We start from the raw sequence: 13,805 nt of genomic DNA on the forward strand, positions 1-13,805 counted from the left end.
CGTCGCTGCCGGAGCTGCCTTGCATCAGGAGGCCGCCGCTGAGCACGCCGGCCGCGGCGTGGTCGTCGCGCAGGCGCCACAGCTGCACCACGGCCGTGCCGACGAGCGCCGCGACGGCCGGGGCCAGCGCGACCGTGTAGTACGGGTGGATGATGCCGCCCATGTAGCTGAAGACGAGCGCCGTGACCAGCAGCCAGCCGCCCCAGATCACGAGCGCCGCGCGGCTTTGGTCGCTGCGCCGGGCGCGGCGCGTGAACCACAGGCCGGCGCCCAACGCAAGCAGCGCGGCCGGGAGCAGCCACGCGATGCCGCCGGCCATTTCGCTGCCGAACAGCCGGAAGAGGCCCGTGGTGCCCCAGCCGCCGCCGCGTCCGCCGCCGACGCTGCCGGTCTCGTCGCCGGTGATGCGGCCGAAGCCGTTGTAGCCGAAGGTGAGGCCGAGGAGGCTGTTGTCCTGGGAGCCGCCGATGTAGGGCCGATCCGCGGCGGGCCACAGCGCGACGACGGCGAGGTACCAGCCCGCCGAGACGACGACGGCGCCCAGCGCGCCGGCGAGGTGGAGGACGCGTTTGCCTGCCGGGGTCGGCGCGGCGATCAGATACGCCAGCCCCAGCGCGGGCAGCACGAGAAACGCCTGGAGCATCTTCGCGAGAAACCCGAACCCGACGGCCACCCCCGCCAACGCGAGCCACCTCGGACTGGCCTTCTCGATCGCCCGCACCGTGCAGTAGGCGGCCGCGATGAGCAACAGAACGAGCAGCGCGTCGGGATTGTTGAACCGGAAGATCAACGCGGCGGCCGGCGTGAGGCTCAGGATCGCCCCGGCCAGCAGCCCCGCCGCGGCTCCCGAGGTGCGGCGGACGGTCGCGTAGAGCAGATAAGTCGACCCGACCCCCATCAGCGCCTGCGGCACGAGCACGCTCCACGCGTTCACCGCGAACAGGCGCGTCGCCAGCCCCATCACCCAGAGCGCCGCGGGGGTCTTGTCGACGGTGATGCCGTTGGCCGCGTCGCTCGACCCGAAGAACCACGCCTTCCAGCTCTGCGCCCCCGCCTGGGCGGCCGCGGAGTAGAACGCGTTGGCCCACCCGGAGGCACTCAGGTCCACCAGGTACCCCACCGCCGTCCCCGCGAGCAGGACGGCCAACGCCGGCCTTACCCACCGGGGCCGGCTGACATCCGCCGGCCTGGGCTGCGCGGCGGGAATCGCGACTGCGGTCATGACAGCCACCCTGGCGCCCCCGCCTGGGCCGGGCATGTGGACACCCTGTGTACCCCCTGTGCGACGCGACGTCACAGCGTGAGCGGACATCACGGGTGGTAGGGGGAGGATTCAGGCTTCGATCTGCGCGGGCTCGCGGGCGCGTTGCACAGGGACGCGAACTCGGTGCGGCGGGGCGTGCTGCGGCTTCGACGGTCGTCGCGGGTCACGAGTGCGGTCGCCGTGGCGTCAGGCTTTTGTGCCGCGAGCTTGCTTGTGCGCCGTGCCGGACGGCGGTCGCACGGCGAACTCGGGGGGCGTGCTGTGGACCTCGGTGGTCCGGGGCTTTCCCGCGAGCTTTCGCCGCCGCGTCAGGCTTCGATCTGCGCCACGGGCTCGCCCGTGCGCTGGGCGGGGACGGCGACCGGCAGCCGGACGGCGAATTCCGTCCGCCCGGGGATGCTGTGCACCTCGATGGTCCCGTGGTGCGCCACCAGGACGGCCGCGGCGATGGCCATGCCGAGGCCGGTCGAGCCGGCGGCGCGGGAGCGGGAGGAGTCGCCGCGGGCGAAGCGTTCGAAGACGGCCGGGAGGAGGTCCGGGGGGATGCCGGGGCCGTTGTCGGTGACGGTGATGACGGCGGTGCCGTCGGCGGAGCGGGCCAGCGACGTCACGACGGTGGTGCCGGGTGGGGTGTGGACGCGGGCGTTGGCCAGCAGGTTGGCCAGGACCTGGTGGAGGCGCTGGACGTCGCCCTGCACGAGCACGGGGGAGTCGGGCAGGCGGAGCTCCCAGTGGTGCGAGGGGCCGGCCACGTGGGCGTCGCCGACGGCGTCCGCGACGAGGCGGGCCAGGTCGACTTCGGCGACGTCCAGGGGGCGGCCCGCGTCGAGGCGGGCGAGGAGCAGGAGGTCTTCGACCAGCGTCGTCATGCGGTCGGCCTCGGATTCGATGCGGGCCAGGGACCGGGCGACGTCCGGGGGCACGTGCATGCGGCCGCGGCCGGCGAGTTCGGCGTAGCCGCGGATGGCGGCGAGGGGCGTACGCAGCTCGTGGCTGGCGTCGGCGACGAAGCGGCGTACGCGCATTTCGCTGGCGTGCCTCGCTTCGAGCGCGGCGGAGATGTGGCCGAGCATGAGGTTGAGCGCGGAGCCGACCTGGCCGACTTCCGTGCGCGGGTCGGTGTCGCCGTCGGGGACGCGCACGGACAGGTCCACGTAACCGCGGTCCAGCGGCAGCTCGGACACGCGGGCGGCCGTCGCGGCGACGCGGTCGAGCGGGCGCAACGTCCGCCGCACCGCGAACGCGCCGATGAACGCCGCACCCGTGACACCGGCGGCCGCGACGCCGAAGAGGATCAAGCCGACGGTGAGCAGCGTCTGGTGCACTTGTTCCAGCGGCACGCCGGTCACCACCACGCCGTCGGGGATCGGGGTCGCGGTGAGGCGGTAGTCGCCGAGGTCGCCGACGGTGCGCGAGTACGCCCGGCCGTCGGCCGGCAGGCTCTGCAACGCCGCGAGCTGGTCGTCGGTGAGCGTGACGCGCTGGCCGTGCTGGGAGAGCGAGCCGCCGTCGATGAGCCGGCCGCCGGAGAAGTGGGCGTTGACGGTGCCGGCGCCCTGCCCGGGCGCGTCGAGCGGGTTGTGGCCGCCCAGCGGCCCGCCGTGCGTCGCGAAGTCCTGCGCGCGCCCGGCGGCGGCGTAGAGCTGCCCGTCGGTCTGGTCGATGAGGAACGCGCGCAACGCGAACTCGCTCACCACCCCGATCACCAGGCACACCAGCGACAGCAACGCCACGATCGCCACGGTCAGCTTCACACGCAACGACAGCCGCCCGAAGCGGGTCCTCGCGCGCTGAGTCATGCCACGAGCGTGCGGGCGCCGGGTGTGGGCCGCATGTGTGCTGCCTGTGAGCCCGCTGTGATGTCGGGTGTCCGAAAAGTCGGGGTCACAGCCGGGGCTGACGGCAGCCACAGCCCCGGCACAGGGTCCGCCTCGACGGTTGGTGGTCATTCCCCTTCAGCCGTAAGGAGCACACGATGCCCGAACAGTCCACTCAGGACACCACTCCCACCTGGGGCGCCGTGTCGAACCGCCCGGCTCCGGAGGGCGCAACGCCGAGCAACCCGGAGCCGAACGGCGCTGCGCCGAGCAGCCCACAACCGAAGCGCGCGACGCCGAGCAGCCCGCGGCGCAAATGGGTCGCCGGCGGGGTCGCCGCAGTGGTCGCCGTCGGCGGCGGCGCCGCGATCTGGATCGCGAGCAGCTCCGCCGACGCCGGCACGGCCACCGCCGCAGGCCCGGGCGGTCTCGGCACCGGCGGCCCCGTCGGCTCTGGCGGCCCCGCCGGTGCCCTCGGCCAAGCCCTCCACGGCGAATTCACCACCACCGACGACACCGGCGCCTACGTGACGAAATTCCTCCAGACCGGCAACGTCACCGCCCTCTCCGCCACCTCCCTCACCACCCGAAGCGACGACGGCTTCACGAAGACCTACACCCTCGACTCCACCACCGCCACGGGCATCACCACCGGCGAGAAGGTCACCGTCATCGCCACCACCACCGGCGACACGGCCACCGCCACCTCCGTCACGGAAGCCATGGACGGCCCGCCGTCACAGTAAGGTCCGCGGGCGTCGCTCGCTTCGCACACGACCGAACCGGCAGGGCTGGCCTCGACCGGCAGCGATGGCCGGCCCGCCTTCATGTCGGCACCTCATCGCGGAAAGGTCTGCGCGGCGCAACACCGAAGGCCGGGACGGGCGAGCGGCGGAAACACCTGGCGCCCGCTAACCGGCAGCGACCGGTGGCGCGCGGTCATGGCACCGTCGCAGTGGAGGCTTGCGCGACGCGATGCAACCAAGAGCAAGATCGGCGAGCGAGTGGCGCCCGCTGGCGACGGCCTGTGTCTGGCCGTCGCCACACGCCTTGCGGCTGTCTCAGCGCATCCCGGGCGCGGCAAGCGCTTGCGCGGCGCACGACAGCCGAAACGCGAGCTTGCCGGGCCAGGCAAGAGTCAGTCAGGGGCCATCGCCGCAGTGGTTTCGGGTTGAGGCAAGGGCTTACGCGGAACAAGACCGCCGAAGAAAGCATCCGTGAGCGGCGGCCCGGCTCAGGAAGGGAGCCACAGATGGCCCACCCTCACAGTAATCCCCGAGCCGCCGCAAGAGCTTGCGAAACATACGACCGTCCAAACAAGACAACATGCACCAGCAACGGAAACAGCTGATGCAGCCCCACCCGCGACCGCCACCCATCACCCAGTGGCGCGGCCGCGTCGTAAGCCGCGAGCACCTCCTCCAAGTGCGGGCAGCCGAACAGCCGGAGCATCGCGAGATCCGTCTCGCGATGCCCACCGTGGGCGGCCGGATCGATGAGGCAGACGCCGCCGGGAGTCCACAGGACGTTGCCGTTCCACAGATCCCCGTGTAGCCGCGCGGGAGGCTCGGCGGGGCCGGCGACCGAAGAAAACCGCGAACAAGCCCGTTCGAACACGCGCGCCTCGGCAAGGTCCAGCACCCCGCCGTCCACCGCCAGACGCACGTACGGCAGGACCCGCTGCTCCGCATACCACTGCGGCCACTCGGCGCCTGTCACGTTCGCCATCGGGGCCGACCCGATCCACGCCGACACCGGGCCACCCGGAGGCGGTGAGCCGAAAGCCGGCGCCCCGGCCGAATGCAGCCGGGCCAGACCGGCCCCGAACGAACGCGCCGCAGCCACCGTCGGGGCGGAAACCGCAACCCGATCCAGAACCAGCCAATCGGAGTCATAGCCCCGCACGCCGACCACCGGCACTGCGTCAGCCGAAGCCAGCCACCGCAACCCCGAAGCCTCCGCGACAGCCGCACCGGGTGCGTGCTTCACCACCACCCACCCGTCGGCCACCTCGGCCTCCACCAAGGAGCCCGACGAGCGCGTCCGCACCACCTCGAGACCCGTCAGCCGGGTGACCACCTCAACAGCACTCACCGGTCGTAATCGACCGCCAGCTCGGGCGTCGTCGGGCGGGCGCGGCAGGTCAGGATCCGGTTGTCCGCCACGTCGGCCTCGGTGAGCGCGTACTGCACGTCCATGTCCACCCGCCCGCGCACCAGCTTCGCGACGCAGCTGCCGCACGCGCCGCCCGTGCAGGAATACGGCACGTCGAGGCGCGCGCGCAAGGAAGCGTCCAGGACGGTTTCGCCGGGCTTGGTCACGATGTCCGTCACGTGCCGCCCGACGGTGACCGACAGGGTGGCCGGCGAACCTTCCGGGCGGCGCGCCGGGGCGCCGGCGAAAAGCTCGAACTGCACGTCCTCGTCAGGCACGTAGGCCTCGTGCAGGGTGCGGCGCGCCATGTCGAGCAGGCCGCGCGGGCCGCAGAGGAACCACTGGTCGACCTTGGCCGGGTGGAGGCGGTTCTGCAGCAACGCGCGCAGCCGGGTGGCGTCGAGGCGGCCGCTGCGGTAGCGCTCGTGGGAAATGGCGAGCGCCTCGCCGACGGTGTCGAAGTGGCGCACCGGACGGTGGGCGTGCAGGTCGGGATCCCGTTCGTCGGTGCGGAAGTGGACCACGTGGAGCCGGCCGGCCCACTCGCGGGCCAGCGTGCTGATCTCGTCGGCGAACATCGTCGTCGCGCCGGAAGTGTTGACGTACAACAGAGTTGCGCGGCTGTGGGCCTCCGCGCGCAGGGCGCTGGACAGGATCGACAGCACCGGCGTGATCCCGCTGCCGGCCGCCAGCAAGACGTAGTGCGCCGAGCGATCGGGGCACGGCGAAAGCGTGAAGCCGCCCGAAGGAGGCAGGACTTCGAGGACGTCGCCCGGCTTCAGCCGCGAAGTCGCGAACGACGAGAAAGTGCCGCCCCCACGGCGTTTCACCGCGATCTGCAACGACGTCGAACCCGCGGGGGAGCACACGGAATACGTGCGCCGCACCACGGTGCCGTCCACCCTCGTGCGCACGACCACGTGCTGGCCGGGCACGTGGCGGAACGTCTCGGCCAGCTCCGCGGGCACGTCGAACGTGATCACCACCGCGTCCTGGGCGATCGGCGCCACGGACCGGACCCGCAACGCGTGGAAGCGCCGCGGCCCGCGCCGCAACGGTTCCGGCGCGGGCTCCTTCTCGAAGCACTCGGTGAGCCGCCGCCACGCGCGGTACTCCGCGGCCGTCAGCTCGCGGCCCCACGCCGTGGTGATCGGGACTTCGCGCGCCAGGTACGCGTCGCGGTTGTCGTTCCACGCGCGCACGTAGCGGTAGAACGGGATCGCCGGGTGAAGGTGGTGCACCAGGTGGTAGTTCTGGTACAGCATGATCGGCGTCATCAGCCACTCCAGCCCCACGCGCACCCGCGTGGCACCGAAGCGGTTCTCCGCCAGGCCGTGGTGGGGCAGCCAGTCGAACCACCACGCGAGCAGCGCGAGCCCCAGCCGCTGCGGGATCAGGTAGACCACCAGCAGCTCCCAGCCGTGGCCGCACGCGACCACGGTCACCACCATCGCGGCGAACGCCACCAGCGCCACCAGCGTCTCCGCGCGCTCGGCGCGGGGCCGGCCGTGCACGCGGCCGGAGTAGAAGCGCACGTACCAGAAGTCGATCGTCAGCCAGCGGAACGGCAGCTGCCACCACGGGCCCTGCGACGTCCACGCGTCGGGATCGGTGCTCGCGTCGGCGTTGGTGTTGCGGTGGTGCTCGAGGTGGATGAACCGCAGGAACGGGAACGAGCCGTACGCGGCCACGAACAGCATCGCCAGCCGGCCGAGCACCTCGTTGAGCCACGTGAGCTTCCCGGCCGCGTGGTGGGCCGACTCGTGGGCGACGGTGAACATCGTGAACGTGACGAGCGCGTGCAGCGGGATCGTCACCCACAGTGGCGCGAAGCCGCACAACAGCAGCCACGTCGCCGTGCCCCACACCGCCAGGCCACCCGCGAACAGGGCGAGCGTGGGCAGTGACGCGGGCGCGAGCGGGATCCGGGGACTGGGCACGGCGGCGCGCTCGGGCGCCGCAGGCTGTTGCCCGGGGCCGAGCCGGCTGTCGACGACGGGCATCGAGCGGTCTCCTCGGTCGATCGCTCCTGGCCAAGCGCTGACAACTTAGACAACCGCACGGGGTTTGTAAATCGGTTTGGCACGGATTCAGGGGTGCGTCCTGGTCAGTGGCTGCGCAGGCCGTCGTCGCTAAGCTCACTTCCCGTGAAATCCGGTGTCGCCGAGGAGTCCCCGGGGCGCGAGCGCTCGCGGGAGCGGCTGCTCGCGGCCGCGGCCGAGCTGACCAGCACGGGCGGCTGGGCGAACCTCACGATGGGCCGGCTCGCGGCCGACCTCGGCGTGAGCCGCCAGACCGTCTACAACGAGGTGGGTTCCAAGGCCGGGCTCGCCGAGGCCCTCGTGCTGCGCGAGACCGACAAGCTCGCCGGCACCGTCGGCCAGATCCTCGCGCACCACCCGGGCGACGCGGCCGAGGCCGTCACCGCCGCGTTCTGCCACATCGTGGAGGCCGCGCGCGTGAACCCGCTGCTGAAGACCGTGCTGGGCGGCCAGGACGGCGACGAGCTGTTGCCGCTCATCACCACGCGTTCGCAGGCCGTGCTGGAGCGCGCCGTGACCGCGGTGACGCCCGTGCTGCGGGCGCAGTACCCGGAACGCGGGCTGTCGGAAGCGGAGTGGTCCGTCTTCGCCGAGACGTTCGTCCGGCTCCTGCTCAGCCACGTGGTGCAGCCCGGCGGGCCGGTCGGGCGGACGGCCACGAACGTGCGCTGGGTGCTCGGGCGGATGCTCGACCGCTGATCGGGAGGGGTGTCAGGGTGCCCCCGACCAGGTCCGGTGAGGCGAAGGGCCTAGACTCGGTCGTCCCGGTCGGCAGGTGACCGGGACCGTCCCGAGGGACTGTCCAACCCCCATTGTTTACCGCTCGAGGAGAAGACCTTGAAGAGCACCGTCGAGCAGCTCAGCCCGACGCGAGTCAAGATCAATGTCGAGGTGCCGTTCGACGAGCTCAAGCCGAACTTCGACCGCGCCTACCGCAAGATCGCCGAACAGGTGCGCATCCCGGGCTTCCGGCCCGGCAAGGCGCCCGCTCGCGTCCTGGAAAGCCGGATCGGCCGTGCGCCGGTGCTCGACGAGGTCGTCAACGAGGCCATTCCGGCCAAGTACATCGAGGCCGTCCGCGCCGGCGAGGTCCGCACCCTGGGCCAGCCGGAGTTCGAGGTGACCAAGCTCGAGGACCGCGACGTCCTGGAGTTCAGCGCCGAGGTCGACGTGCGGCCGGAGATCGCGCTGCCCGACCTCGAAGGCCTCGAGGTGAGCGTCGACGACGTCGAGACCACCGACGCGGAGGTCGACGAGCAGCTCGACGAGCTGCGCGCCCGCTTCGGCACCCTGACCGGTGTCGAGCGCCCGGCCGAGAACGGCGACTTCGTGTCCATCGACCTGTCGGCCACGGTCGACGGCAAGGCCGTGGAGGAAGCCTCCACCACCGGCCTGTCCTACGAGATCGGCTCCGGCCAGCTCGTGGACGGCATCGACGAGGCGATCGTCGGCGCGAGCCAGGGCGAGACGAAGACCTTCACCACCAAGCTCGTGGCCGGCGAGTTCGCCGGGCAGGACGCCGAGGTCACCGTCACCCTGCAGTCGGTCAAGCAGCGCGAGCTGCCGGAGGCCGACGACGAGTTCGCGCAGCTCGCGAGCGAGTTCGACACCATCGACGAGCTGAAGAGCGACCTTCGCGAGCGCCTCGGCCGCGTGAAGAAGATGCAGCAGGGCGTGCAGGCGCGCGACAAGGTCCTCGACATCCTCCTGGAGCGCACCGAGGTGCCGATCCCGGAGAAGGTGCTCGAGGCCGAGATCGAGAACCGCAAGCACGACGCCGTGCACCCGTTCGACCACGACGAGCAAAAGTTCGCCCAGGCGCTCGAGGCCGAAGGCCGTACCCTGGACGAGTTCAACGCCGAGGTCCAGGAGGAGTCGGAGAAGGCGGTGCGCACCCAGCTGCTGCTGGACACCATCGCCGACAACGAGAAGACCTCCGTCAACGACGGTGAGCTCACCGAGCGCATCATGTACCAGGCCCAGCGCTTCGGCATCAGCCCGGACGAGTACGTGCAGCGCGCCCAGCAGTCGGGCCAGCTGACCGCGATCTACGCCGACGTGCGCCGCGGCAAGGCGCTGGCGTCGGTGGTCCGGGGCACGACCGTGAAGGACGCCTCGGGCGCGGAGGTCGACCTGACCGAGCTGTTCGGTGCCGACGAGGCCGACGCCCCGGCCGGCGACGAGACGCAGGTCACCGAGGAAGCGGCCGCGACCCCTGCGGAGTGACGCTGTGAGCGAACTTGGGCGGTGTCGGGCATTCCGCACCGCCCGAGTTCGTTAGGGTCGGTTGCAAGATCTCAAGCATCTGAACACGACAGCGGTGGCCGACACGACGAAGGGCCGCCGCCGGCGAAAAAGGCAGGCAGACGTGAAGCAGCACATGCCCGAGGGGCGGACCGGCACCTCCGGACTCACCCTCACCGACTCGGTCTTCGAGCGGTTGCTCCAGGAGCGCATCGTCGTCCTCGGCTCCGAGGTCAACGACGAGATCGCCAACCGGATCACCGCGCAGCTGTTGCTGCTCGACGCGGACGACGGTGAGTCCGACATCCGGTTCTACATCAACTCGCCGGGTGGCTCGGTCACCGCCGGGTTCGCCATCTACGACACCATGCAGCTGATCCGCCCGGACGTCGCCACGTACGCCATGGGCATGGCGGCCTCGATGGGGCAGTTCCTGCTCTCGTCGGGCACGCCGGGCAAGCGGTACGCGCTCCCGCACGCCAGGATCCTGATGCACCAGCCGTCGGCGGGTGTCGGCGGTACCGCGTCCGACATCGCGATCCAGGCGGATCTGTACAACAAGTGGAAGCAGGAGCTCGCCCGCATCACGGCCGAGCAGACCGGGCAGACCACCGAGCAGATCGTCAAGGACGGCGACCGCGACCGCTGGTTCACGGCGCAGGAGGCGAAGGATTACGGCTTCGTCGACCACGTGCTGTCGGCCGGCATCACCTCGAACAACTGAGCGCGAAGCACACAGGAGACCTCTCATGAGCAATTACCGGCTCCCGGGTGACTTCCGGGCTCCGCAGACTCCGCAGTCGCGGTACATCCTGCCGTCGTACGTCGAGCGGACCAGCTACGGCGTCAAGGAGTCCAACCCGTACAACAAGCTGTACGAGGAGCGGACGATCTTCCTCGGCGTGCAGGTGGACGACGCGTCGGCCAACGACGTGATGGCCCAGCTGCTGCACCTCGAGCACGAGGACCCGGACCGCGACATCAGCATCTACATCAACTCCCCGGGTGGGTCGTTCACGTCGCTGATGGCGATCTACGACACCATGCAGTACATCCGCCCGGACATCTCCACGGTGTGCCTCGGCCAGGCCGCTTCGGCCGCCGCGGTGCTGCTGGCGGCCGGCACGCCGGGCAAGCGCATGGCGCTGCCCAACGCGCGCGTGCTGATCCACCAGCCGGCCACCGAGGGCACCTACGGGCAGGTCTCGGACCTGGAGATCCAGGCCAACGAGATCCAGCGCGTGCGCCGCCAGATGGAGGTCATCCTGGCGAAGCACACGAACAAGGAGCCCGACCAGATCAGGGCCGACATCGAGCGGGACAAGATCCTGACCGCCGACGAGGCCAAGGCCTACGGCCTGATCGACGAGGTCCTTCCGTACCGGAAGGCCTCCGCCAACTGATCACGGGGCCGGTGCGTGTCGAATCGGCGACACGCACCGGCTCTCTGGTCTAGTGTCGACCTCTGACGTGCCTTCTCCTCGCCCGGGTGTTCCCGCTCGCGGCTTCGGACGGGTACCGTCAGTGGCAGTGCGTGAAGCTCCGGTCGGTCGGCGCGAAAGCAGCCGGCTCCCGGTCGGAGCGGCAAGACAGTGTCAGGTGCGTACCGCGCACCGGAGGGGACGAGGTCAACGGCCATGGCACGGATCGGTGACGGCGGCGACCTGCTGAAGTGTTCTTTCTGCGGGAAGAGCCAGAAGCAGGTGAAGAAGCTCATTGCCGGCCCCGGGGTCTACATCTGCGATGAGTGCATCGACCTCTGCAACGAGATCATCGAAGAGGAGCTGGCCGAAGCCGGCGAGGTGAAGCTCGACGAGCTTCCCAAGCCCGCGGACATCCGCGAGTTCCTCGAGCAGTACATCATCGGCCAGGACGACGCGAAGAAGACGCTCGCGGTCGCGGTGTACAACCACTACAAGCGCATCCAGGCCGACGACAAGGCCGGGCCGAAGGACTCCAAGGACGAGCCCGTCGAGCTGGCGAAGTCCAACATCCTGATGCTCGGGCCGACCGGTACCGGCAAGACCTACCTGGCGCAGACGCTCGCGAAGCTGCTGAACGTGCCGTTCGCCATCGCGGACGCCACGGCGCTGACCGAGGCCGGCTACGTGGGTGAGGACGTCGAGAACATCCTCCTCAAGCTGATCCAGGCCGCCGACTACGACGTGAAGCGCGCCGAGACGGGCATCATCTACATCGACGAGGTCGACAAGATCGCCCGCAAGTCGGAGAACCCGTCGATCACGCGCGACGTGTCGGGCGAGGGCGTGCAGCAGGCGCTGCTGAAGATCCTCGAGGGCACCACGGCGTCGGTGCCGCCCCAGGGCGGGCGCAAGCACCCGCACCAGGAGTTCATCCAGATCGACACCACGAACGTGCTGTTCATCGTGGCCGGTGCGTTCGCGGGGCTCGAGAAGATCATCAACGAGCGCGTCGGCAAGCGCGGCCTCGGCTTCGGCGCGGAGATCCGCACCAAGGCCGAGATCGAGGGCAGCGACGTCTTCTCCGAGACGATGCCCGAGGACCTGATCAAGTTCGGCCTGATCCCGGAGTTCATCGGCCGCCTCCCGGTGGTCGCCACGGTGAACCACCTGGACAAGGAGTCGCTGGTCTCGATCCTCACGCAGCCGCGCAACGCCCTGGTGAAGCAGTACAAGAAGCTCTTCGAGATGGACAACGTCGAGCTGGAGTTCACCAAGACGGCGCTCGAGGCCATCGCCGACCAGGCGATGCTGCGCGGCACGGGTGCCCGCGGTCTGCGTGCGATCATGGAGGAAGTCCTCCAGCCGGTCATGTACGACATCCCGAGCCGCGACGACGTGGCGAAGGTCGTGATCACCGAGCAGACCGTGCGGGAGAACGTGAACCCCACGATCGTCGCGCGGCAGCCGTCCCGGCGGGCTCGCAGCGAGCGTGGTGAGAAGTCGGCCTGAGCCGTTAGCCGATCGGCTTGAGCCGTTTGCGGGAGTCCGCTGCCAGGCTGTTCGCGGCACGCGCGATAATGGACAGGATGACAACCGTGCCGCTGACCGCAGCCCCAGGGGACAACGCCACCACGTCGGTGCCGGACGTGGATGACGCCGCTTCGCCCCCGCCGGCCTCGAACGATGCCCCGTCGGTGGGCATCGTCGAGCTGAGTGAACGCGTCGTCGCGTCGATCCTGACGCGCGTCCCCTGGCTGTACCGCGCGGGCAACATCATGCTGGCCGTCTTCGCGGTCGTCTGCCTGGTGGCGGTGGGCACCCGGCTGTCGGCGCTGCCGCTGATCCCGCTGCCGCTGTTCGCGTTGGCCTGGTACTTCCTCCGCTTCCTGCGCGCCGCGGACACCCGCCGGCTGCAGCTGCGGTGGGCCCTGCTGACGGCACTGGCGACGATGGTGGGGTTCTGGCTGATCTCGGTCGTGGCTCGGTGGGTTTCTTCCTGAAGCTCGCGCTGAGCGGCTGAGCGATCGGCACAGCAGCCGGCCGAGGTGATGCGTGCTGCGAGTTCACGCCCGGGAGGCCGGGCCCACGGGCCAGGCTGATCGGTTTCGTGTTGCGCGGCTGAAGGCGAGCGGGCTGGATGGCGGGATGAGCTTCCTGAACCAGCCCGACGACGAGCGTTCCGACGAGTTCGGCCTCGGCCCGCGCCGGACCGGGCTGTCCGGCTCCGGGGTGTTCCGGGGGAGTGCGCTCGCGGCGCCGAAGCTGTACTGGTCGCTGGGCGGGCTGGCGGGGTTGTTCGTGGTGTTCGCGCTCGTCGTGGCGGTGCGGCGTGGCGACCTGGGGGCGGTGTGGCCGGTGTTGCCGTTCGTGGTCACGCTGGGGGCGCTGTGGCGGGCGCGTACCGTGCGGGACCTGCGCGGGCTGGCGTGGTGCAGTGGCCTCGCGGCGGGTGGGTTGGTGACCGGGTTGATCGTGCTGGTGCTGGTCGCTCGGAGCTGATCTCGAGCGGGGCGTCCGTCGCTTTTGGATCGCCCGGAAGCCGGCTCGTCCTGGTGAAGCGGATTTCCCTTGCTGCACAACCGTTATCCGGTAACAACGTCGTCCGCGATTGCGTCGCGGGCATAGTTGCCATGGGTTGTATGCGTCAGCCGCGGCGCTGACTCTGCCGTCGCACGCCGCCGCGCCGGCCGCGGTGGTCGGGACCGACCTGGTGCTGTCGACGCCGGAGCGGATGGTGGCCGGCGTCGCGCCGGAGCTGCGCGTGCTGCGGCCGCTGCCGTACTACCTGTCCGGCACGCCCGCCAGAACTTCGACAAGGGCCACAAATGGCTGCGTGAGCAGGTGATGAGCGCGATCGCGT

At 70.5% G+C, this 13,805-nt stretch carries 12 protein-coding genes and 1 pseudogene; 9 read left to right on the top strand and 4 right to left on the bottom strand.

The window, feature by feature from the left end; genetic code table 11:
* Positions 1 to 22: 22 nt before the first annotated feature.
* Both ACFY1H_RS43240 and ACFY1H_RS43245 read right to left on the bottom strand, forming a co-directional pair.
* Positions 23 to 1,222: pseudogene (locus ACFY1H_RS43240) on the bottom strand (glycosyltransferase family 39 protein); the annotation flags it as partial.
* A 350-nt stretch (positions 1,223 to 1,572) separates the two neighbouring features.
* A complete protein-coding gene (locus ACFY1H_RS43245; RefSeq protein ID WP_386955959.1) occupies positions 1,573 to 3,063 on the bottom strand; it encodes a sensor histidine kinase in 1,491 nt (496 codons plus the stop codon).
* A 176-nt stretch (positions 3,064 to 3,239) separates the two neighbouring features.
* Here ACFY1H_RS43245 and ACFY1H_RS43250 point away from each other — a divergent pair, with 176 nt between their 5' ends.
* On the top strand, positions 3,240 to 3,827 hold the full coding sequence (locus tag ACFY1H_RS43250; RefSeq protein WP_386955960.1) for a hypothetical protein: 588 nt from the start codon (positions 3,240 to 3,242) through the stop codon (positions 3,825 to 3,827).
* A gap of 517 nt (positions 3,828 to 4,344) precedes the next feature.
* Here the strand turns inward: ACFY1H_RS43250 and ACFY1H_RS43255 are convergent.
* Both ACFY1H_RS43255 and ACFY1H_RS43260 read right to left on the bottom strand, forming a co-directional pair.
* Positions 4,345 to 5,175, bottom strand: coding sequence for a fructosamine kinase family protein (locus ACFY1H_RS43255; RefSeq protein WP_386955961.1), 831 nt, complete (start codon positions 5,173 to 5,175; stop codon positions 4,345 to 4,347).
* Complete coding sequence (locus ACFY1H_RS43260) at positions 5,172 to 7,238, bottom strand: fatty acid desaturase (protein ID WP_386955962.1); 2,067 nt, start codon at positions 7,236 to 7,238, stop codon at positions 5,172 to 5,174. The genes ACFY1H_RS43255 and ACFY1H_RS43260 overlap by 4 nt, the downstream gene beginning before the upstream one ends.
* Before the next feature lie 144 nt (positions 7,239 to 7,382).
* Between ACFY1H_RS43260 and ACFY1H_RS43265 the strand changes: the two genes are divergently transcribed.
* The 8 genes from ACFY1H_RS43265 (at position 7,383) to ACFY1H_RS43300 (ending at position 13,790) form a co-directional block, all read left to right on the top strand.
* Positions 7,383 to 7,976 (top strand): TetR family transcriptional regulator, encoded by a 594-nt coding sequence (locus ACFY1H_RS43265; RefSeq protein WP_386955963.1) that lies wholly within the window; start codon positions 7,383 to 7,385, stop codon positions 7,974 to 7,976.
* Between the two features lie 138 nt (positions 7,977 to 8,114).
* A complete protein-coding gene (tig, locus tag ACFY1H_RS43270) occupies positions 8,115 to 9,503 on the top strand; it encodes a trigger factor (RefSeq protein WP_366583918.1) in 1,389 nt (462 codons plus the stop codon).
* 142 nt (positions 9,504 to 9,645) lie between these two features.
* Entirely contained in the window at positions 9,646 to 10,245 is a 600-nt protein-coding gene (locus ACFY1H_RS43275; protein ID WP_366583917.1) for an ATP-dependent Clp protease proteolytic subunit, read from the top strand.
* Between the two features lie 25 nt (positions 10,246 to 10,270).
* Positions 10,271 to 10,924 carry an ATP-dependent Clp protease proteolytic subunit gene (locus tag ACFY1H_RS43280; RefSeq protein ID WP_220242917.1) on the top strand — a complete coding sequence of 218 codons (654 nt, stop codon included), beginning with the start codon at positions 10,271 to 10,273 and terminating at the stop codon, positions 10,922 to 10,924.
* 234 nt (positions 10,925 to 11,158) lie between these two features.
* Positions 11,159 to 12,454 (top strand): ATP-dependent Clp protease ATP-binding subunit ClpX, encoded by a 1,296-nt coding sequence (gene clpX, locus ACFY1H_RS43285; protein WP_360600373.1) that lies wholly within the window; start codon positions 11,159 to 11,161, stop codon positions 12,452 to 12,454.
* A 77-nt stretch (positions 12,455 to 12,531) separates the two neighbouring features.
* The gene (locus ACFY1H_RS43290; RefSeq protein ID WP_366583916.1) at positions 12,532 to 12,945 is read left to right on the top strand and encodes a hypothetical protein; all 414 of its coding nucleotides are present in this window, start codon (positions 12,532 to 12,534) and stop codon (positions 12,943 to 12,945) included.
* A 145-nt stretch (positions 12,946 to 13,090) separates the two neighbouring features.
* Complete coding sequence (locus tag ACFY1H_RS43295; protein ID WP_386955965.1) at positions 13,091 to 13,444, top strand: hypothetical protein; 354 nt, start codon at positions 13,091 to 13,093, stop codon at positions 13,442 to 13,444.
* Between the two features lie 136 nt (positions 13,445 to 13,580).
* Complete coding sequence (locus tag ACFY1H_RS43300) at positions 13,581 to 13,790, top strand: hypothetical protein (protein ID WP_366583914.1); 210 nt, start codon at positions 13,581 to 13,583, stop codon at positions 13,788 to 13,790.
* Positions 13,791 to 13,805: the final 15 nt, after the last annotated feature.

The organism is Amycolatopsis sp. NPDC001319 (assembly GCF_042896185.1).
Classification (GTDB): Bacteria; Actinomycetota; Actinomycetes; order Mycobacteriales; family Pseudonocardiaceae; genus Amycolatopsis.